Raw genomic sequence first — 20,324 nt, forward strand, 5'->3', positions numbered from 1 at the left:
GGCGTGGCAAAAACTCGTCGCACAACCCCACACAATCACATCAATCGGGATGCGAGACTGGGCACATGTCGGTCAATCTCAATGACCGTTGGTATGAGGTGCCCGGCGAAGCGCAGCGAAGTCGGGCGTCTCGAAGGATGGGCGGCAAGCGCGCCGGCCGCAGATTTCCAGCTTCAACCGATGCGGCGGCTCACACCCGTTCGACCTGGCCGTAGCCGAGATTGGCGGAGATTTCCGTCGCGGTGGCGCAGACCTTTTCGGCGAGCTCCGGGAAGCGATCCTGCTCGATATCCAGCACGGTGCCGACCGCGCTGATCGCCGCGATGATGCGGCCCTTCATGTCGAACACCGGGGCGGCGACGCAGCGAATGCTCGGCGCGTCCTCCTCGTCGTCGAACGCCCAGCCGCGGGCGCGCACCGATTTCAGCAGCGTCCGGAATTTCACCGGGTCGGTGATGGTCGACGGCGTCCGCGCCTCCCAGGTGGCGGTGCGCAGCTTGTCGTCGATCTCGGCGTCCGATAGCCAGGCCAGCAGCACCTTGCCGAGCGACGAGGAATGCATCGACAGCCGCTTGCCGATCCAGGTGTTGACCCGGATTTCGCGCTGACCCTCGACTTTCATCAGATAGATCGCCTCGGTGCCTTCCATGACGCCGAGGTGGCAGGTCAGTTCGACCTCCTGGGCCAGCCGCTTCAACGCCGGCAGTGCCGACTGTTCGATCTTGCGCTGGCTGGCGGCGATGGTGCCGAGTTCGAACAGCCGCAGCCCGAGCACGTAGCCGCGGTCGGCCTGCAATTGCAGCGCGCCGACCTTGCACAGCGTGCTGACCAGGTGATGGCAACTGCTGTTGGGAAGGCCAAGCCGGGTTCGGATCGCCGCGAAGCCGAGGCCCGGCTGCTCGGCGATCAGATCGAGGATCGCAAAGCCCTTGGTCAGCGCCGGCGCCGCTGATCGCTCCTCGGGCGCCTCGTTTGTCCGGCAATTCTCACTTTCCACGATCACCCTCCGTCGTCATCGGCCGTCGATCTTCGTTCGACCGCCGTCGTAGCTGTGTCCGCGGCCCGCTGCACGCAGCGGGAAACTCGACCAACTGCGTAGTTGTACGGAACTTGACGGTTCCAGCACACCGGCATAATAGCTATTCCACACACGGAAATCAAGTTCCATATACGGAATTATCTCGGAGACCCTCAAATGACCCTTTCCCTTCACGGCGTGATCCCGCCAGTCCCCACCATTCTGCATGACGACGGCACGTTCGATTCGGTTGGCATGGGGCGGGTGATCGATCGGCTGCTCGAGAGCGACGTCAACGGCTTCCTGTTCCTCGGCTCGGCCGGCGAGTTCGCCCATCTGACCACGGTGCAGCGCAAGGAGATCGCCGAGTTCTGCATCGCGCGGGTCGCCGGTCGCAAGCCGGTGATCGTCGGCACCGCCGCCTGCGGCACCCTCGAGGCGATCGAGCTCGGCCAGCACGCCGCCGCCGCCGGCGCCGATGCGGTGATCGTGGTCAATCCCTATTACGCGCGGCTGACCGAGGAGCGGATCTATCTGCACTACCGGCAGATCGCCGAGGCGGTGCCGGTGCCGGTGCTGTTGTACAATTTCCCGGGGCTGACCGGCGAGGATCTGTCGATCGAACTGGTCGGCCGGCTGGCGCGCGACTGCCCCAACATCGTCGGCATCAAGGACACCGTCGACTGCCTCAGCCACATCCGCCGGCTGATCATCGAGGTCAAGGGCGCGCGCCCGGACTTCCTGGTGTTCTGCGGCTTCGACGAATACGTGCTCGACACGCTGATGCTCGGCGGCGACGGCGTGATCCCGGCGACCTCGAACTTCGCGCCGGAACTGACCTGCGGCATCTACGCCGCCTTCAACCGCGGCGACTTTGCCGCGCTCGGCCCGCTGATGCGCCGCCTCGCGGTGCTGTGCCAGATCTACATCACCGACGTGCCCTTCACCGGCCTGGTCAAGGAGGCCCTCGTCAAGACCGGGCTGGACATCTCGACCGCGGTCGCGGCCCCCGCGACCCGCCCCGATGCTGCCACCTGCGCGCGCCTGGACGAGATCCTGATCTCGGCCGGCGTCATCGCCGCCTGACCCCCGGGGACGGCTCTCGGGCCGTCCCCGCCAAGATCCAAAACCAAGCCTCAAGCCAATATCCAAAACAATGCCGGCGCTTTGGTCCCGGCACGGTGAACCACAGCGGACCCGGGCGCCAACCGGGCCGGACCCTTCCAAGACAACTCAATGGGAGCCACAGTTATGACCGCCATAGCCATCGACAATGCACGTCCCATTCCCTCCGCACGCTGGTGGCGGATCATCCCGCCGGCGATCCTGGTCTACATCTTCTCCTTCATGGACCGCACCAATATCGGCTTCGCGATGGCCGGCGGCATGAACGAATCGCTGCAGATGACCGCCTCGCTGTCGGGCCTCGCCGCCGGCATCTTCTTCATCGGCTACGTCATGCTGCAGGCTCCGGCCGGGCACTGGGCCGAGCACCGCAGCGCCAAGAATTTCATCGGCTGGTCGATCCTGGTCTGGGGCGGGCTGTCGATCCTGTGCGGCTTTGTTCAGAACTCGACGCAGCTTTTGGTGATCCGCTTCCTGATCGGTGTCGCCGAGGGCGGCGTCTGGCCGGCGATGCTGGTGATCCTCAGTCACTGGTTCCCGAACGAAGAGCGTGGCCGCGCCAACGCTTACTTCATCATGAACATCGCCATCGCCTCGATCATCACCGGGCCGTTGTCCGGCTGGATCATCTCGTCGTTCGGCTGGCGCTGGGTGTTCATCGGTGAAGGCGTGTTGTCGCTGCTGCTGATCCTGGTGTGGTTTCCGCTGATTTCCGACAGTCCGGCGACCGCGAAGTGGATCTCGAAGGAAGAGCGCGACTACCTCACCACGCGTCTTGCCGCCGAACAGCTGGCGATGAAGAGCAAGGATCATGCGCCGATCTCCTACGGTGCGGTGATGCGCGATCCCAATATGTGGAAGCTGATCCTGCTGTATCTGTTCTATCAGATGGGCATCTACGGTTTCGCGATGTGGCTGCCGACGCTGCTCAAGGAACTGACCAACACCGGCATGACCGGCATCGGCTTCCTGTCGATGTTCCCCTACATCGCGATGATCTTCGGCCTGTACGGCTTCGCCCAGCTGTCCGACCGCTCCGGCAACCGCCGCCGCTACACCGCGCTGCCGATCCTCGGCTTCGCCATCTGCTTCCTGCTGTCGACGCTGCTCAAGGAGCACATCTGGGTGTCGTTCGGCTTCCTGGTCGCCTGCGGCCTGTTCATGCAGTCGGCGTCGTCGATCTTCTGGACCATCCCGCCGCTGTTGTTCCCGTCCGAAGTCGCCGGTGGCGTCCGCGGCATCATCAATGCGCTCGGCAATCTCGGCGGTTTCGTCGGCCCGTTCGCGGTCGGCTGGCTGCGCACCTCGTTCGATAGCTACGACGTCGGCGTGTACTTCCTGGTCGCCATGCTGGTGATCGGCTTCTTCATCGCCCTCAGCCTGCCCGCCAAGACCACCGGCCGCACCGCCTGACAGCACACGCACAAAGGAGCAATTCCAATGTCTGACCAGAAATGCGGCCATGTTCGCGATCTGTGGGCCCAGGTCGACGCCCTGATGATGGGGATGAACTGGACCGAGGAGGATCTCGAAAAGAAACAGATCCTGATCGACGACGTCCAGGGCGACAGCCACCCCGGCAGCTTCCACCTCGACGTGCTCGCCGACGAAGCCTCGATCGGCGTCTATGAGACCGGCGGCAAACCCGCCAAATTCCACGTCACCGACATCTGCGACGGCTGGGCGCAGGGTCACGAGGGCATGAACTACATTCTCGCCTCGCGCGGCATCATCGCCGACATGGTCGAGATCCATGCCTCGGTGATCCCCTGGGACGGCATGATCCTGTTATCGGGCTGCGACAAGTCGACCCCGGCGCATCTGATGGCGGCGGCGCGGATGGACATTCCGACCATCCACATCCCGTCCGGAGCGATGCGCTCGGGGCCCGGCAACTCGACCTCGGGCCTCGCCGGCCCGTTGTCGGCGCGCAACAAGAAGGGCGACGTCGGCAAGGCGGAGATGACCAACTACAAGCTGACCGGCTGTCCGTCCTGCGGCGCCTGCCAGTTCATGGGCACCGCCAGCACCATGCAGTGCATGTCGGAAGCGCTTGGTCTGGCGCTGCCCGGCACCGCCCTGATGCCGGCCACCATGACCGAGATCCGCCGCGCCTCGCGCGCGGCGGGCAAGCAGATCATGCGTCTCGCCGCGGCCGGGCTGACCGCGCGCAAGATCATGACCGAAGCCGCCTTCCGCAACGCGCTGATGGTTCATGCCGCGATCGGCGGTTCGACCAACGCCTTCATCCACATGCCGGCGATCGCCCATGAACTCGGGATCTCGGTCGATCCCCGTGAAATGGACGCCATCGGCCAGAAGGTGCGCTACCTGACCTCGATCCAGCCCAGCGGCAAATACACCGCCGAACTGTTCTGGTTCGCCGGCGGCGTGCCGATGGTGCAGTGGCTGATGCGCGAGCAGCTCGATCTCGACGTCATGACGGTGACCGGCCGCTCGCTCGGCGACAACCTCGAACTGCTGCAGAACGATGGCTTCTTCGAGCGCGGCCGCGGCCATCTGCGCAGCTACTCGATCCCCGCCGACGAGGTGATCCGGCCGTTGGCCAAGTCCGACAAGTTCGGCTCGATCGCCGTGCTCGAGGGCAACATCGCCCCCGACGGGGCGGTGGTGAAATACGCTGCGATCAAGCCGGCGATGCACAGCCACACCGGCCCGGCCGCGGTGTTCGACAGCGAGGACGAGGCCCAGGTCGCGATCGTCGCCGGCAAGATCGATCCCGGCGCCGTGGTGGTGATCCGCTATGAGGGGCCGAAAGGCTCCGGCATGCCGGAGATGTTCATGACCACCGACGCCATCGTCTACGACGCGCGGCTGAACGGCACGGTCGCGATCGTCACCGACGGGCGTTTCTCAGGCGCCACCAGCGGTCCGTGCATCGGTCACGTGTCGCCGGAAGCGGTCGATGGCGGCCCGATCGCGCTGATCGAGAATGGCGATCTGATCGAGATCGACATTCCCAGCCGCGCGTTGCGGGTGGTCGGCGTCGCCGGCGAGCCGCGCACGCCGGACGAGGTCGCGGCGATCCTGACCGCACGCCGCGCGGCCTGGACCCTGCCGGCGCGTCCGGCCAAGAAGGGCGTGCTGGCGCGCTATTCGAAGTCGGCGGTGTCGGCGATGGCCGGGGCGTATATGGCATAAGCACCAAAGCCATTGCGGCCGATAATGGCCGAACTGCAACAAGCCCTCGCGGTCACGCGGGGGCTTATTGCCGACAGCCCCCGATCCAACCGCGGCCGTCATTCCGGATTGCGAGTTCGAAGAACGAGCAAGTCCGGAATCTAGTATTCCAGGGCGGTGAGTACTGGATCCCGGGTTCACTCGCGGCTCACGCCGCTCCTGCCCCGGGATGACAGCCTGGGATGTTGAAGCGCTTCAAACCCAATTCGAAACGTCTCTCCTACCGCTGCCTCACCAGTTCGAGGTCGCGGAAGCTGAAATAGTTCTTCCGGATCCACTGGTGCAGCTCGGTCGAGGAATCCTTCTCGGTGCGCAGATAGCCGGTGAAGGAGAAATTCAGCCGGTCGATATAGGTCTTGAGAAACGTCGGCAGCGCGTCGATCGGCAGCACCCGGCCGCGCGCGTACACCTCAGGCAGTTCGCCGCGCAGCGCGTAGTCGTTGGCGACGGTGACCAGCGCCCGCGGCGGGATCTGCGCCTGCAGCATGTCGTAGCCGCGCAGCGAGCCGCGGTCGGTGTCGGCGACGAACAGGATCTGCGGCGACACCTGGCGGCGCGCCGCCTCCTTGAGATAGCCGATCTCCTCCGACATCTTGAAGAACTCGTCGAAGGCGTGAAAGCCGAGGTCCACCACCTTGGCGACGCCGTCCTCCATGATCAGCCGGTCCATCAGCGCCATCTTGCCGAAGGTGTCGTCGACATTGGCGGTTTCGGTCAGCCGCGGCAGGTAGTCGAGCAGCGACGGCTCTTTCAGGTTGACGTCGAATGCCGCCACGTCGCCGCGTTGCAGCGCCAGAAATTCGGTCAACAGCCGCGCGATCAGCGTCTTGCCGACGAACGGCCGCGGCGAGCAGATGATGTAAACCGGGGTGCGGGCCATGGCGGGATATCTGGCGACGGTGTCGCCTGATTCCACCAAATTCCGCGGCTTTGCAACTATTTCTCGCCGTCCTGCGCGCCGCTCGCCACGCCGTTGCCCGACGACCGCCCGGTCGGCTTCTCTTTGCCGACGATGTCGGTCAATTTGATGCGGTCGAACTCGCTCCAGACATTGGCGAGCCAGTGCCGGACATAGCCGCGCAGCACGAAGGAGTAATTCGCCGCCTCGTCCTGCGGGCCCTTGTTGGCGACGAATTTCAGGAACGGCACCTTGGAGACCTCGACCTGCTCGTAGGCCATTTCGTTGAGCTTCGGAATCGTCAGCTCGGTGGCGTCCTTGATGCGGTGGAAATACGAATTGTAGGTCGCCTGGTCCCACTCGAAGAAGCTGGTGTTGTTGATGAAGTTCTTCACCAGGAAATATTTGGCGCCCTGCATGAAGCCGGCGGTTTCGGCGATCTCGTCCAAGGAGGCGATCGAGGGTCCCAGTATATGGAACACCGCGAAGGTGATCTGGCCGGATTTCGCGGCGTCGAGAAAGCCGATGTCGCGCAGATTGGCCAGCGCGTTGGACATCAGCCCGGCGCGGACGTCGATCACCGTCACCGACGGCGACGCCGAATTCAGCGTATCGAAGATCTTCATCTGGTCCGAGGTCGTCGTCATGTCGACGATCTCGGTGATGTCGGGGTGGAAGCGCTTCAAGGTGCCGCGCGGCGATTCGGTGTCGAACGCCCGCGTCGGAATGTTGTTGGCGCTGAAATAGTCGAGCAGGGTGCGCGAAACGGTGGTCTTTCCGACGCCGCCCTTGTCGGCACCCACAACAATCACTGCTGGCTTCGCCATGAGAATCCCTAACTGAGGGCCGCCGGATTGCCGCCTGCACCTGAGCGAGACTCACGCGCGCGGATGGCCCCTGTCTGCTTTGGGCGCGAACATGGCAGAAACGAGGGATATTTCAATTGCCGAGGTGCGGGCACTCCGAATAGCTCACAAATTCCTGGCCGATCCGCGCCTTTCCCGCCGGATTCGGGAACGCCCCGGCGCAATCCCGGTCCCACCGGCCGGCGCTGTGCGCGGCAGAGGCGGGCCCGGGCGGGTGGCCGAGCCGATTCGCCGCCGAAGTGGGACCGCTCGCTGCGCCGATGACGTCTCGACCATCGGCCCAAGCCGTCGCTTGCCGCAGCTTTCCACCTCGGCGGGGGCGCGCCTGCGGGCGATGCGTTTCCGACTTGCATCACTCATCCGCGCTCTGTCGCAACGCGGCGCGGCCGTTGCGGATAACACCGCACCGTCATTTCGCCGTCATCTCGAAAACCTAAGTAATCGAGGCTTTAACGATAACTTGGGGGCTATCTCGATGTTGGAATGGCGTGGCGGCGTCAGCCGCTTGTCGATGCTTGTGGGTCTGGCGGCGTTGTCGGCCCCGCTGTCCGCCGCCGCTCAAACCTTCAGCGTCGCCGGCGGCAGTACCGACACCGTGGCCAAGACGCTGACCGGCACCCAGACCGGCACGGTGGCTGCGGGTGGCACCCTGTCGGCGACGACCGCCATTACCTGGACCGTCAACGGCTCAAATCCGTCGCCGGCGCCCGGCGTCAGCATCGACAATGCCGGCAGCATCAGCGGAACCACCCGCGGCATCGATACCTCGGGCTCCAGCGTGCCGCGCAACATCACCGTGATCAACCGCGCCGGGGCCACCATCTTCGGTTCCGCCAACGATGCCTTTCGCATCAACGGCGATATCGGCAGCGGCACGGTCAACGTCTACAATTACGGCACCATCCTGTCGAACGGCGGCCAGGCGCTGGATTTCGATGCGATCACCTCGACCACCGGCACCGTGAACATCGTCAATTACGCCACCGGCGTCGTCAAATCCACCGCGGCCGACGCCGTCCGCCCTGGCGAGGGCGGCGTGGTGACCAATTACGGCCTGATCTATTCCGACGGCGCGGTCGGCGCCAGCAATGACGGCGTCGACTTCCAGGCGCATTCCGGCACGGTGATCAACAAGACCGGCGGCATCATCTCCGGCTTTCGCCATGGCATCACCAGCGACGGCAATGTCAACGTCAGCAACGAAGCCGGCGCCACCATCATCGGCCGTAACGGCTCAGGGGTCGGCTCCGACGGCACCGGCACCGTGGTCAATTACGGGCGGATCACCGGCGCCGCCAACGGCAGCGGCACCAGCGATGGCGACGGCGTCGATATCGATTTCGCCGCGACCATCACCAATTACGGCATCATCGAAGGCATCGGCGCCGCCGGCTACAAGGACCATCTCGCCAATGCCAGCGAAGGCATCTCGATCGGCGGCGGCAGCATCCTGAATTACGGCACGATCTCCGGCGCCGACGCCGGCATCGTCGTCAACAACGACAGCAATCTCGATCGCAGCGGCACCGCCGCCACCACTGTCACCAACTACGGCAGCATCGTCGGGCTGAACGGCTACGCGATCCGGATGGAGAACAAGACCGGCTCCGCGGCCGACAACGACAGTATCACCAATTACGGCACCATCATCGGCAACGGGACGATTCCAGATCCGAACGCCACGGTGCTGACCGACACCGGCACCGCGGATCCGGCCAACGGCACGTTGAACGGCGTGACCTATGCCGCCGGCTCGGTGCGGTTCATCAAGGGCGACGGCTCGGCGATCCAGATGGGCGAGGGCGCCGACGTGCTGACCAACTACGGCATCATCATCGGCAACAACGGCCGCGCGGTGAATCTGGAAGGCGGCGATGACACCGCCAACATCATGGCCGGCTCGCGCATCACCGGGCTGGTCGACGGCGGTGCGGGCAGCGATACGCTGAACTACAACAAGGTCGGCCTCACCGAAGCCAAGCGCGCCGCGCTGCAGGCCGGGCAGAGCGTCAACATCGGCGGCACGCTCTATACCTCGTTCGAAGTGATCACCGGCACGGCGCTGCCGTTTGCGTCCTTCGCAAGCGCCGACAAGCCGGGCAGCGCCGCCGTCGGCGTCTTGTACGACAATCTCTCGGCCTCGGTGGCGGGCAGCAACGCGGTGGTCGGGCTGATCGACAACGTGGCGGGCGCCGCCGACGTCGGCGCCGCCTTGGCACAGTTGTCGCCGGCGGCCTATCAGGGTGCCAGCCGGATGACGCTGGAATCGGCGCAGCAGACCGCGGCGTTGGTCGGCCAGCACCTCACCCAGAGCCGGTTCGGCGCAACCGGCATCGACCTCAGCGGCGCCGGCGGCGCGCTGGCGATGGCCGACAGCGGGCTGTTCGACAGGCGCGCGGCAATGTTCGATCGTTCGCTGAGTTCGATCGTCGAGGCGCCGGGGCTCGGCCGCAATGCGCTGAGCGAGCTCGCCTCCTGGGGCGGCGGCAGCGACGCGCTGGCCTATGCGGCGCCGACCAAGGCGCCGATCCGGGCCATCGTCCCCGACGCCGATCGCGGTCTGTTCGTCAGTTCGAGCCTGAACTATTCGCGCGAAGGCGCGCGCGCCGATGCCCCGGCGATCAAGGCCACCACCGGAACGATCGTCGCCGGCGCCGACTGGCGGGTGTCGGATCGGGCGCTGGCCGGCGTGTTCGGCGGTTTCGCCCAGACCAAGGGCGACCTCGACACGCTAGGCAGTACCACCGACATCTCGACCAAGACGGTGGGCGGCTATGGCGCCTATCAGGCACCGAGCTGGTTCGCCACCGCGATCGGGCTGTATGGCTGGAGCGACTACGACAGTTCGCGTGTCGCGCTGGGCGCCGCCAACCGGGCCGATTACAGCGGCACGCATTACGCGCTGCGCGGCAGCCTCGGCACCGACCTGCGGTTCGGCGCGGTGACGGTCACGCCGGAAGCCGGGCTGCAATACACCAAGGTGAAGGTCGACGGCTTCGCCGAGACCGGCGGCGTCACCGCCCTGAACGTGGCTGCCGACGAGTCCGACTCGCTGCGCAGCAGCCTCGGCGCGCGCTTCGCCCAAGACTATCGCTGGGAGCAGAACGTGCTGACGCCGGAACTGCGGCTGGCCTGGCTGCATGAATTCCGCGACGGCGTTCGCGGCATCAGCGCCAGCTTCGCCGACGTGACCTTGCCCGGCAGCTTCGCCACCAGCACCGCGCAGGGCATCCGCGATCGCGGCGTGGTCGGCGTCGGCGTCTCCGGCAAACTCGGCGCGCTGACCACGCTGTCGGTCGGCTACGACGCCATTGTCGGCAGTGACGACGCCGTCGCGCATCAGGTCACCGGCCGGTTCCGGCATCTGTTCTAGGCAGGCTCGGGCCGTCGCACGGCGTCATTCCGGTTTCCCGGAGTGACGCCGGCTGTCGATCACACCGTATCGCCCCAGTCGAGCTTGCGAAACCGCGCGTAGTCCGGCTTGTTGCGCCGGGGCGCCACCGCGATGTCGAGGCCGGCCGCGGTGCAGAGCTTGGCGGTGACGGCGATCTTGGTGGTCACCGGCTGCGCCAATACGCGGGCCGGGCGCGGCGCAACGGCCGCGCGGGTCAGCGCCACGTAGCTGAATTTCTCGTCCTCGTAAGCAAGCTCCGCGCCCTTGAGATGCTGATGCGCGCGCGAGCGCGGCAGCCGCTGCGTGAAGTGGCACCAGTCGGGTGCCGACAGCGGACAGCCGTTGTCGTGCGGGCAGGGCGCTGCAACCTGCGCGCCCTGCGTGATCAGCCGCGCCCGCAGCGCCAGGATGCGCGCATAGCCCGCCGGCGTGCCGGGCTCGACGATCAGCAGCGTATCGGTGGTCTTCGCCCACGCCAGATCGGCAAACACATTGCGCTGCGTCTCGGAGAGTTCGTTGATCATGTAGCTGGCGATCACCAGCTCGGCGGGGTCGGCCTTGGCCAGCAGCGCGAGCGCGTCGCCGTGGCCGTAGGCGGGCGCGGCCAGCCGGGCGCTGCCCTGCATCAGATCCAGCGCCAGCGCGCGCAACGCGGCGTTGGCGTCGAGCAGCGCGAAGGAGAGGAGCGTGTCGAAGCGTTCCGCCGCCGCCCAGCTCGCGGTGCCGGGGCCGGCGCCGCAATCCAGCAGGGTTTGCGGCGCGAAGCCCGGGCGTTGCGCAGCGAGCGCGTCGAGGCAGGCGGCAACCGCCGCATAGGTCGCCGGCATCCGCGCCAGCGCATAGGCGAGCGCGTCGGCCTCGCTGCGGATCGCGGTCGAGCCGCCGCCTGAGCGATAGGTCTGCGACATCGCGCCGGCGCGGGACGCAGCGTCGGAGAGCGACAGCCCGTGCGATTTGCGGGTCAGCGCGGCGGCGAGTTCGGCGGGCAGCGCGGCGCAGGTCATGGCAAAGCTCTCGCGAGGCGCATTCTTCCCTCTCCCACAAGGGGAGAGGGAAGAAAGCGCTGCTACGCCACGTTCTGATCGAGGATCTTCACTGCGGCCTCGAGCCCGACCGAGACCAGCTGCGAGACGCCGCGCTCCGCCATGGTGACGCCGAACAGCCGGTTCATCCGCGCCATGGTGATCGGGTTATGGGTGATGACGATGAAGCGGGTCTCGGTGGTCGCGGTCATTTCGTTCAACAGGTCGCAGAACCGTTCGACGTTGTGGTCGTCGAGCGGCGCGTCGACTTCGTCGAGCACGCAGATCGGCGACGGGTTGGTCAGGAACACCGCGAAGATCAGCGACAGCGCGGTCAAGGCCTGCTCGCCGCCGGACAACAGCGACAGCGTCTGCGGCTTCTTGCCGGGCGGCTTGGCGACGATCTCGAGCCCGGCTTCCAAGGGATCGTCGCTCTCGACCAGCTTCAATTCGGCCTCGCCGCCGCCGAACAGCACCACGAACAATCGCTTGAAATGGCTGTTGACGGTCTCGAACGAGGCCAGCAGCCGCTCGCGGGCCTCCTTGTTGAGGCTCTGGATGCCGGTGCGCAATTTCTTGATCGCTTCGACCAGGTCGTCGCGCTCGGTGGCGAGCGAGCCGTGCTGGGTCTCGACCTCGCGCAATTCCTCGTCGGCGCGCAGGTTGACCGCGCCGAGCCGCTCGCGGTCGCGGCGCAGCTTGTCGAGTTCGGCCTCGACCTCGTGCTGCGGCGGCAGCTGGGTGTCCGGCGTGATCTCGGCGAGGCCGCCGACGGCGTGGGGCTCGACCTCCAGCATGTCGCGGATTTCGCGCTCGATGTCGTCGAGCCTTCGCCGCGCGCCCTCCATGCGCTCCTCGGCGCGCGCCACCGCTTCGCGGGCGCTGGACAGCGCTTCGAGCGACGACTTCGCGTCGCGGTCGGTCTCGGCCATCGCGCTCTCGGCGGTGGCGAGCGCGTCGGCGGCGACGCGGCGGTCGGTCTCGGCGAATTCGATCTCGCTGATCAGCGCGCTGCGCTGCTGCGCGAACGCCGCCGGCGCGTCGTCGAGCTGGGCGCGCTCCTCGGTGAGTTCGGTGAGCCGGGATTCGATGGTGGCGATCTGCGAGGCGGCGCCTTCGGCGCGGCGCTGCCATTCGGCGCGCTCGGCGACGATCGCCTGCAGCCGCTTGTCGGCGAGTTCGGCTTCGCGCGCCAGCGCCTGCGCCTCGGCGCGGACTTGCGCGGCCAAGCGGCGATGGCCCTCGATCTCGGTGCGCACCGCGGCGAGCCGTTCCTCGGCCTCCTGGCTCGGCGGCAGTTCGGCGAGCGTCTCCTCCGCGGTGTACATCGCGGCTTCGGCCTCGCTGCGGTCGGCGGCGAGCCGCGACTGCGCCTCGGTCAAGGCCGAGCGCCGCGCGGCGTGGCGGTTGATCTCGCGTTCGGTGGCGGCATGGCGCTCGCGCGCGCCGTCGACCTCGCGCCTTGTGGCGCGCAGCGCCTCGCGGGATTCGCTTTCCATTGCGGCCGCGGCCTTCAGCGTCGCCTCGGCGATCTCCAGCGCCTCGCGCTTGGCGGCGGCCTCAACCCGCGCCTGTTCGAGGTCGGCTTCGATCTCGGTCAGCCGCGCCCGCTCGGCGAGCCGCCGCGCCGCGCCGGTCGGCGCGTGGGCTGCTGCGACGAAGCCGTCCCAGCGCCAAACGTCGCCGTCGCGCGACACCAGCCGCTGCCCGGTCTTCAGCTGCGATACCAGCTCGGCGCCGCGCTCCTTGCTGACGACGCCGATCTGCTTCAGCCGGCGCGCCAGTTCGGGCGGCGCGGTGACCAAGGCGGCCAGCGATTCGACGCCTTCCGGCAATTCCGGATCGCCGTCCTGCACGCCGATATCGCTCCAGCGCATCGGCGCCGAGGCATCGACCGGCGCGTCGAGATCGTCGCCGAGCACAGCGCCCAGCGCCTTCTCATAGCCCTTGGCGACGTGGACGCCGTCGATGATCGGCGGCCACAGATTCTTGGATTCGCCGTTGAGGATCTTGGAAATGGTGCGGGCTTCGGTCTCCAGCCGCTGCACCTTCTTCTCGGCCTCACTGAGCGGGCCGCGCGAAGCCTCCAGCGCCTGCCGGGCGGCGACATGGCCGGATTCCGAGGCCTGCGCCAGCGCTTCGGACTCCGCCAGCGCCTCCAGCGTCGCCTCGACCGCGCCCTGCAGCGCTTCCAGATCGCCGAGGCTGCCGGTCAACTGCGTCAGCTTGGAAATCTCGGCCTCGACATTGCCGATTTCATTGTCGAGCCGGGCGAGGCGCTCGCGATGGGTGCGCACGCCGGATTCGAACTGCCGGCGCCGCGCGGTGAGATCCGCCAGCGCGGTGGTGAGTTCGGCGAACACCCGCTCGGCCGCAGCCAGCGTCGCTTCGGCCTCGGCGACGCGCTCGTCGACGCCGCTGCGCTGTTCGACCCGCGACTTGATCTCGTCTTTCAGCTCGACGTCTTCGGTGGCGAGCCGCTCCAGCGCCACCACGGCGTCGGAGGCCTGCTGCTGCTCGCGGGCGACGTCGGAGGAAAACTGCGACAGCCGGCGGTCGAGTTCGGCGGCGCGCTCCTTGGCGCGGACCTCTTCGCGGTCGAGCTGTTCGCGGGCATTGGTCAGCCGCTGCAGCCCGGCGGCGGCGCGCGCCTCGGCGTCGCGCAGTGCCGGCAATTCAGAGGCGCGGATCGCCTGGATGCGCGCCGATTCGGCCTGCTCGCGGGTGCGCTCGGCGTGCTCGCGGACGTTGAGATCGTGGGTATGCGCCGCGGCGGCGACTTCCGCATGGGCGTCGAGCCAGCGCAGATGAAACAGCGTCGCCTCGGCCTTGCGGACTTTCGCCGCGACGTCCTTGAAGCGGATCGCCTGCCGGGCCTGCTTCTTCAGGCCTTCGACCTGCGAGGACAATTGCCCGATCACGTCCTCGACGCGGGTGAGGTTGGTTTCCGCCGCCTTCAAGCGCAACTCGGCCTCGTGGCGGCGGGCGTGCAGGCCCGCGACGCCGGCGGCGTCTTCCAGCACGCGACGGCGCTGCTCCGGCTTGGCCTGGATGATTTCGCCGATTTTTCCTTGGTGGACCAGGGCCGGCGAACGCGCGCCGGTGGCGGCATCGGCAAACAGGATCTGCACGTCGCGGGCGCGGACATCGCGGCCGTTGATACGATACACCGAGCCGGCCTCGCGCTCGATGCGGCGCGACACTTCGAGGATTTCCTGATCGTTCATCGCCGCCGGCGCGGTGCGGTCGGTGTTGTCGATCGTCATCACCACTTCGGCGTGGTTGCGCGACGGCCGGTTGCCGCTGCCTGCGAAGATCACCGCGTCCATGTCGGCCGCGCGCAGCGACTTGTGAGACGTTTCGCCCATCGCCCAGCGCAGCGCTTCGACCAGGTTCGACTTGCCGCAGCCGTTCGGGCCGACCACGCCGGTCAATCCCGGCTCGATCAGGAAATCGGTGGGCTCGACGAACGACTTGAAACCGTGAAGGCGAAGGCGCGTGAGTTTCATGGACACGTTGCTCTGTTGACGAAAGCGGCTGCCGCGAATCTCTGTGGCCGAACAATACCATAGAAGGGTACCGCCGTGATGCCACCGACTCGCAATCCACAGCTCTCAAGCGGCCGACAATGGCGAGCCGAAGGGGGCAGGGCAACCGCGGAACCCGGCTTTTCCAGAGGTGATTTTGCGGCATATCGCGGAAAAAACAGGGGATTTCGTGGTTTTACGGGGCGGTCATGCTGTAGCCCGGATGAAGCGAAGCGAAATCCGGGATCAAACGTTTGGTTCGCCGAAGATCCGTAGCCTGGATGCAGCGAAGCGAAATCCAGGTCAGTCGTTGGGTTCGCCGAAACCCTCAGGGTCGATCTTGCCGTCGCCGCCCCAGTTGCGAGGGAGGATGCCGGCTTGGATGTATCGGTGCAGCGAGGAATATGGCCAGGCGTTTGGAGCAGCGACCAACCCGTGTTTAACCGGATTGATGTGAATGTAGTCGGCACAGCGTTCGAAGTCGCGATCGTCGCGGATCGTGTGCTCCCAGTATCGTCGCTGCCACAGCGCATATTCGCCACGGTGATCGCAGGGGATCGATACTCCGGCGGCGACCACGCCGCGCGTGAAGGCGGCCTTCACTGCCTTCCAACGTCCCGGAAAATCGGAATCGTCGGGTGGTAGCGTGAAGATGGCGTGCAAGTGATCGGGAAGGATCACGATGGCGTCGATGGCAAAAGGTTTTTGATGCCTGGCTTTGCGAAAGGCATTCCGCAGCAGGTCGATATGGGTGACGAGTGCGGACGAGCGACGGTCGGCCAGCGTCACCGTGAAAAAGAACGTCCCGCCGGGAACGAAATTACGCCGATAGAGGACCATCGCGGAAAGCCTGTCGCCAGCGATCCATGACTGATTGTGATCAGCAGCCTATCTCTGTAGCCCGGATGAAGCGAAGCGAAATCCGGGAGCAAATAGCGCTCACCTCTCGACAAGATATCACGCCGGCGACCCCGGCGTGGAGATGCTGTCCCGGATTTCGCTTCGCTTCATCCGGGCTACAGCGCTCCGGCGGAGAGACGCTGCCCCGGATTTCGCTGCGCTTCATCCGGGCTACAGGGCTAGGTCGTGGACTCCTAAGCTCTGAGCGAGCGTAGCCCGGATGAAGCGAAGCGAAATCCGGGAAAAGTATCGTGCGTCCTCTCGGCAAGATATCACCCCGATATAACTCCGCCGGAGAGAGCCTGCTCCCGGATTTCGCTACGCTTCATCCGGGCTACAGCGTCGACCTCATTGACAATTCTCGCGACTTGATTATATTCCTATCGTCCTGTCCGTGAGGGGCGCTTCTCGAGGGCGCTTTTGAAGCGGGACAGAGCGAGCGGCGGGGCAACCCACTGCTCGCTGCCGAGGTGGAAGCAATTCCTACTCGGTCGATGCGGCGTCCCGCGCTGGTGCCTCGCAAGCATCACCCGGGAGGCCCCAGGCCACCGTCCGGGCCCACTACGAGGCTCTGCCACTTGCTGGTTGGCTGGACGCGGGACAGGTGAAGGCGGGGAAAGCCCGCTGGATCGGCGGTGCGGAGTGCATCGCGCCTGTCCCCGGAAGCACGGTCCCGGGGCCCATAATCGCCGCAGGTGGCGCGCCGCAAGGCGACGCGGTTGGCTTCTCGCCGTTCGCAGCGGCCGGGAAACAACCGCGAAAACGCTACCCCCGCGCCGTGCGGCGCGCCATCCCCCTCATCTTCGAGGGGGCACATTGCAAAGCTCGGGCGCTGCGCGTCGCGAGATCGCTGGCGGCTATCCGGAATTCGGAATAGCGCCGCTGTGGTGATGACGTCCCGCTCAGCTCTTCAACAGCGCCTTGATGCGCTTGTCGAACTCTTCGAACGAGGTTTCGCCCTTCACCATCTCGCCGTTGATGAAGAAGGTCGGAGTCGAGTTGACCTTCAACACCTCGTTGGCGAATTTCTGGTCGGCGGCGATCTTGTCCAACAGCGCCTGGTCCTTCAGGCAGGCTTCCACGGCCTCGCCGCTCATGCCGGCCTGTTTTCCGATCCGCTTCAAGGTCTCGGTGGTGTTCTTCAGCACCCAGTCGGTCTGCTGCTTGAACAGCATGTCGTTGACGGCGAAGTATTTGCCGGCGTCGTCCTTGGCGATGCAGCGCGCCAGCATCGAGCCCGCGGCGGCCTTGATGTCGAGCGGGAATTCGCGGAACACGTATTTGATCTTGTTGGTGTCGATGTATTCCGACTTCAGTTTCGGAAACACCGTCTCGTTGAAATTGGCGCAGTGCGAGCAGGTCATCGAGGCGTATTCGATGATGGTGACGCTGGCGTCGGGCTTGCCGAGCGCCATGTCGGGCAGCGAGCCCGGCTTGGCGACGTCGGCGGGAGACGGCGCGTCCTGCGCGAAGGCGTCGCCGATCAGGCGCAGCGGCGAAAAACCGGCGACGGCGGCAAGCCCGGTCAGCGACAGGGCGGCGGTGAAGGCGCGGCGGGTGATGATCACGTCAAAACACTCCCAATTCGGCGGGGCACGCCGCAACAGAACCGATGTTGGCTAGCTTGAAACGGCAATTGTGGCAATGGTGGGCTGGGCGGCGATCCCCAGGCCGAACTCACCTTCGCTTGATCGAGGCGCCGAGCCGGGCCAGCGCGCTGCGCAGCTCGTCGTCCTCCACGGAGGTCAAGGTCTGCGCCACCGCGGCGACCGCTTCGGGATCGGGGCCGGGCGGCGGCTTCGGCTTGCGCCGCCGCGACAACGGCGCCTGCCGCAGCGCCAGTTTGGCGACCGCATTCCAGCCGAAGAAGCGGTTGACCCGCTGCAGGATGACGTCGGAGGCGTGCTGGATTTCCAGCGCCATCGGGCCCTCGACCCGCAGGATCAGCGTCGCCGGCTGGGTCTGTTGGCCCTCGACCGGGCGCGGCCATTGGATCCGGATCGGCTCGGCGAACTCGGCGACCTCAGGCCCGGCGATCTCGGCCCAGCGCGCCACCAATTCGCGCGAGGCAAAACCCTGCCGCGCGAAGGCGTCGGAAAACACCCCGCCGAGCAGGACGGACAACGGCTTGGCGGAACTTCGGCCGGGCTTGAACATGGCGCGTTATAGCATTTGTCGGGGCAGAGCGGCAGCGGCGATCACGCCGCGCGCGGCTGGATCGCTTTCAGGTCGCGGCCGATCTGGCGGCGGCGCTGCATCAGGTCGTAATCCGTTTGCAGGCCGAGAAAAAACCCCTCGGACAGCCCGAAATAGCGCGCCAGCCGCAGATCGGTATCGGCGGTGATGTCGCGCTTGCCGAGCACGATCTCGTTGATTCGGCGGGGCGCCACATGGACCGCACGGGCCAGCGCGTTCTGGCTCAGCGCCATCGGTTTGAGAAACTCTTCCAGCAAGATCTCGCCGGGGTGGGGATTTGGCAGAAGCCCGCGCCTAGTCGTGGTAGTCGACGATTTCGACATCGCTCGGCCCCCTTTCGTCCCAGACGAAACAAATCCGCCATTGGTCGTTGATGCGGATCGAATGCTGACCTTGCCGGTCGGCCCGCAGCGCCTCGAGCCGATTGCCCGGCGGCACACGCAGATCGCCCAACACGCGGGCCTGATTGAGAAGACGGAGTTTTCTCAAGGCAACGCTCTGGATCTCCGACGGCAGCTTGCGGCTGCGTTGGCCTGACCAGATCAGTTCGGTTTCCGGATCGGCGAAACTTACAATCATATATAACGCGTCGCGTTACGGCCGGCAATCTGGCACTGGCGCCGGCGTAATTCCGATCCTAGATTGCGGTGTGCCCGCATCGCCAGCCAGACAAAAAGCCCGCCGCCAGGCCGTCCCGGACTCAGCTTATCCCCGGCTGCTGCTGGCCTGGTATGATCGGCATCGCCGCGCGCTGCCGTGGCGGGCGCTACCGGGGCAGGCCGCCGACCCCTACCGGGTCTGGCTCAGCGAAATCATGCTGCAGCAGACCACGGTGAAAGCGGTCGGGCCGTATTTCGAGAAATTTTTGGCGCGTTGGCCGAGCGTCGCGGCGCTCGGCCGCGCCAGCCAGGACGACGTGCTGCGGATGTGGGCCGGGCTCGGCTATTATTCGCGGGCGCGCAATCTTTTCGCCTGCGCGGTGGCGGTTTCGCGCGACCATGGCGGCGCCTTCCCCGACACCGAGGTGGGCTTGCGGGCGCTGCCGGGGATCGGGCCCTATACCGCGGCGGCGATCGCGGCGATCGCGTTCGGCCGTCATTGCATGCCGGTCGACGGCAATATCGAACGCGTGGTGTCGCGGCTGTTTGCGACCGAAGACGCGCTGCCGCAGGCCAAGCCGAAGATTTCGCAGTTAGCGCTGACGCTGGCCGGCGAGGCCCGCGCCGGCGATTCAGCACAGGCCTTGATGGATCTCGGCGCCACCATCTGCACGCCGAAAAAGCCGGCCTGTGCGCTGTGCCCATTGAATGAGGACTGCGCAGCACGCGCGCGCGGCGATCAGGAGACGTTTCCGCGCAAAGCGCCGAAGGTCACCGGAAAGCTACGCCGCGGCGCCGCCTTCGTGGTGACGCGTGGCGATGAACTTTTGGTACGAACCCGCGCGGAAAAAGGCCTGCTCGGCGGCATGACCGAAGTGCCGGGCTCGGACTGGATCGCCGGACAAGACGACACGATCGCGCGACAACAGGCGCCGGCGTTGCCGGGCGTGGCGCGTTGGCAGCGCAAGCCGGGCTTAGTCAATCACGTGTTCACGCATTTCCCGCTCGAACTCGTGGTCTACACCGCGGCCGTGCCGGCGCGGAGCCGGGCGCCCGACGGCATGCGCTTCGTCAAGATCGCGACCTTGCAGCACGAGGCATTGCCGAACCTGATGCGCAAGGTGATCGCGCACGGGCTCGGCGACGGCAAACCGATCAGGCGCTGATGTCGGTGATGAAGCCGGTCTTCTTGTCGGTCTGGTTCTCGGCGGCTTCCTTGATCTTTTCTTTGATCTTGTTCTCGATCGCCTCGCGCTCCTTCGGCGACATGTTCTTCAGCTCTTCTTCGGTGACGCCGATGCTCTTCAGGATCGCATCCCGCAGCTTCTCCGCCGGCGTCATCTTGGCGTAGGCGAGGAATTTTTCTTCCGGGGTTTGCGGGGTGGGTTTCGATTTGGTGAGGCTGCCGTCGTCCTTGGTGAGCCGTGTGCTCGCCGGCGACGACGCGGTCATGAAGCTGGTAGGACTGATGAAGCCGGACATCGGACTGTTCTCGTGACAAGTTGCGTCACGAAGGCCCCGCAAGAAACGGACCAATTCAAAATGTCATAGATAGCAATGATTTGAAACGCTGCGCCG

General features: G+C 66.1%; 16 protein-coding genes. 5 read left to right on the top strand and 11 right to left on the bottom strand.

All coding sequences use genetic code 11. From position 1 onward, the window contains the following. Positions 1 to 190: 190 nt before the first annotated feature. Positions 191 to 997, bottom strand: a complete 807-nt coding sequence (locus HNR60_RS07065) for an IclR family transcriptional regulator (protein ID WP_347339317.1) — start codon at positions 995 to 997, stop codon at positions 191 to 193. 198 nt (positions 998 to 1,195) lie between these two features. Between HNR60_RS07065 and HNR60_RS07070 the strand changes: the two genes are divergently transcribed. The 3 genes from HNR60_RS07070 to ilvD all read left to right on the top strand — a co-directional run bounded on the left by HNR60_RS07070 (position 1,196) and on the right by ilvD (position 5,305). Beyond that, positions 1,196 to 2,104 (top strand): dihydrodipicolinate synthase family protein, encoded by a 909-nt coding sequence (locus HNR60_RS07070; protein WP_184255815.1) that lies wholly within the window; start codon positions 1,196 to 1,198, stop codon positions 2,102 to 2,104. Between the two features lie 165 nt (positions 2,105 to 2,269). Then, positions 2,270 to 3,556, top strand: a complete 1,287-nt coding sequence (locus HNR60_RS07075; RefSeq protein WP_184255817.1) for an MFS transporter — start codon at positions 2,270 to 2,272, stop codon at positions 3,554 to 3,556. A gap of 27 nt (positions 3,557 to 3,583) precedes the next feature. Beyond that, positions 3,584 to 5,305, top strand: coding sequence for a dihydroxy-acid dehydratase (gene ilvD, locus HNR60_RS07080; protein ID WP_184255819.1), 1,722 nt, complete (start codon positions 3,584 to 3,586; stop codon positions 5,303 to 5,305). 259 nt (positions 5,306 to 5,564) lie between these two features. Here ilvD and HNR60_RS07085 read toward each other — a convergent pair whose 3' ends face one another. Further along, positions 5,565 to 6,224, bottom strand: coding sequence for a hypothetical protein (locus tag HNR60_RS07085; RefSeq protein ID WP_184255821.1), 660 nt, complete (start codon positions 6,222 to 6,224; stop codon positions 5,565 to 5,567). Positions 6,225 to 6,280: 56 nt separating this feature from the next. Then, positions 6,281 to 7,069, bottom strand: coding sequence for a P-loop NTPase family protein (locus HNR60_RS07090; protein WP_184255823.1), 789 nt, complete (start codon positions 7,067 to 7,069; stop codon positions 6,281 to 6,283). A 550-nt stretch (positions 7,070 to 7,619) separates the two neighbouring features. On the opposite strand from HNR60_RS07090, the gene HNR60_RS07095 reads away from it, so the two are divergent. After that, the gene (locus tag HNR60_RS07095; RefSeq protein ID WP_246432854.1) at positions 7,620 to 10,481 is read left to right on the top strand and encodes an autotransporter family protein; all 2,862 of its coding nucleotides are present in this window, start codon (positions 7,620 to 7,622) and stop codon (positions 10,479 to 10,481) included. 59 nt (positions 10,482 to 10,540) lie between these two features. Here HNR60_RS07095 and HNR60_RS07100 read toward each other — a convergent pair whose 3' ends face one another. From HNR60_RS07100 to HNR60_RS07130, 7 genes are all read right to left on the bottom strand, one after another. Further along, positions 10,541 to 11,506: a small ribosomal subunit Rsm22 family protein gene (locus HNR60_RS07100; RefSeq protein ID WP_184255827.1), complete on the bottom strand. Its 966-nt coding sequence runs from the start codon at positions 11,504 to 11,506 to the stop codon at positions 10,541 to 10,543. Positions 11,507 to 11,568: 62 nt separating this feature from the next. Further along, positions 11,569 to 15,033 carry a chromosome segregation protein SMC gene (gene smc / locus HNR60_RS07105; RefSeq protein ID WP_184255835.1) on the bottom strand — a complete coding sequence of 1,155 codons (3,465 nt, stop codon included), beginning with the start codon at positions 15,031 to 15,033 and terminating at the stop codon, positions 11,569 to 11,571. 321 nt (positions 15,034 to 15,354) lie between these two features. Then, the gene (locus tag HNR60_RS07110; RefSeq protein WP_184255837.1) at positions 15,355 to 15,891 is read right to left on the bottom strand and encodes an REP-associated tyrosine transposase; all 537 of its coding nucleotides are present in this window, start codon (positions 15,889 to 15,891) and stop codon (positions 15,355 to 15,357) included. A gap of 962 nt (positions 15,892 to 16,853) precedes the next feature. Beyond that, positions 16,854 to 17,519, bottom strand: coding sequence for a thioredoxin domain-containing protein (locus tag HNR60_RS07115; protein ID WP_184255839.1), 666 nt, complete (start codon positions 17,517 to 17,519; stop codon positions 16,854 to 16,856). 109 nt (positions 17,520 to 17,628) lie between these two features. Then, entirely contained in the window at positions 17,629 to 18,108 is a 480-nt protein-coding gene (locus tag HNR60_RS07120) for a DUF721 domain-containing protein (protein WP_184255841.1), read from the bottom strand. Between the two features lie 41 nt (positions 18,109 to 18,149). Next, positions 18,150 to 18,470: a HigA family addiction module antitoxin gene (locus HNR60_RS07125; protein ID WP_184255843.1), complete on the bottom strand. Its 321-nt coding sequence runs from the start codon at positions 18,468 to 18,470 to the stop codon at positions 18,150 to 18,152. Beyond that, positions 18,442 to 18,726 carry a type II toxin-antitoxin system RelE/ParE family toxin gene (locus tag HNR60_RS07130; RefSeq protein WP_184255845.1) on the bottom strand — a complete coding sequence of 95 codons (285 nt, stop codon included), beginning with the start codon at positions 18,724 to 18,726 and terminating at the stop codon, positions 18,442 to 18,444. The genes HNR60_RS07125 and HNR60_RS07130 overlap by 29 nt, the downstream gene beginning before the upstream one ends. Before the next feature lie 70 nt (positions 18,727 to 18,796). On the opposite strand from HNR60_RS07130, the gene mutY reads away from it, so the two are divergent. Further along, the gene (mutY, locus tag HNR60_RS07135; RefSeq protein ID WP_184255847.1) at positions 18,797 to 19,912 is read left to right on the top strand and encodes an A/G-specific adenine glycosylase; all 1,116 of its coding nucleotides are present in this window, start codon (positions 18,797 to 18,799) and stop codon (positions 19,910 to 19,912) included. On the opposite strand, the gene HNR60_RS07140 is transcribed toward mutY, so the two are convergent. Beyond that, positions 19,902 to 20,228 carry a thiamine pyrophosphate-dependent enzyme gene (locus HNR60_RS07140; protein ID WP_184255849.1) on the bottom strand — a complete coding sequence of 109 codons (327 nt, stop codon included), beginning with the start codon at positions 20,226 to 20,228 and terminating at the stop codon, positions 19,902 to 19,904. The genes mutY and HNR60_RS07140 overlap by 11 nt on opposite strands. Positions 20,229 to 20,324 lie beyond the last annotated feature (96 nt).

It is taken from the genome of Rhodopseudomonas rhenobacensis, assembly GCF_014203125.1.
Lineage (GTDB): Bacteria > Pseudomonadota > Alphaproteobacteria > Rhizobiales > Xanthobacteraceae > Rhodopseudomonas_A > Rhodopseudomonas_A rhenobacensis.

Bases quoted from the DNA above. Each gene is read 5' to 3' on its own strand.
- HNR60_RS07070 (WP_184255815.1), top strand. From the start codon at position 1,196: ATGACCCTTTCCCTTCACGGCGTGATCCCGCCAGTCCCCACCATTCTG.
- HNR60_RS07075 (WP_184255817.1), top strand. From the start codon at position 2,270: ATGACCGCCATAGCCATCGACAATGCACGTCCCATTCCCTCCGCACGC.
- ilvD (WP_184255819.1), top strand. From the start codon at position 3,584: ATGTCTGACCAGAAATGCGGCCATGTTCGCGATCTGTGGGCCCAGGTC.
- HNR60_RS07085 (WP_184255821.1), bottom strand. From the start codon at position 6,224: ATGGCCCGCACCCCGGTTTACATCATCTGCTCGCCGCGGCCGTTCGTC.
- HNR60_RS07090 (WP_184255823.1), bottom strand. From the start codon at position 7,069: ATGGCGAAGCCAGCAGTGATTGTTGTGGGTGCCGACAAGGGCGGCGTC.
- HNR60_RS07095 (WP_246432854.1), top strand. From the start codon at position 7,620: ATGCTTGTGGGTCTGGCGGCGTTGTCGGCCCCGCTGTCCGCCGCCGCT.
- HNR60_RS07100 (WP_184255827.1), bottom strand. From the start codon at position 11,506: ATGACCTGCGCCGCGCTGCCCGCCGAACTCGCCGCCGCGCTGACCCGC.
- smc (WP_184255835.1), bottom strand. From the start codon at position 15,033: ATGAAACTCACGCGCCTTCGCCTTCACGGTTTCAAGTCGTTCGTCGAG.
- HNR60_RS07110 (WP_184255837.1), bottom strand. From the start codon at position 15,891: ATGGTCCTCTATCGGCGTAATTTCGTTCCCGGCGGGACGTTCTTTTTC.
- HNR60_RS07120 (WP_184255841.1), bottom strand. From the start codon at position 18,108: ATGTTCAAGCCCGGCCGAAGTTCCGCCAAGCCGTTGTCCGTCCTGCTC.
- HNR60_RS07125 (WP_184255843.1), bottom strand. From the start codon at position 18,470: ATGTCGAAATCGTCGACTACCACGACTAGGCGCGGGCTTCTGCCAAAT.
- HNR60_RS07130 (WP_184255845.1), bottom strand. From the start codon at position 18,726: ATGATTGTAAGTTTCGCCGATCCGGAAACCGAACTGATCTGGTCAGGC.
- HNR60_RS07140 (WP_184255849.1), bottom strand. From the start codon at position 20,228: ATGTCCGGCTTCATCAGTCCTACCAGCTTCATGACCGCGTCGTCGCCG.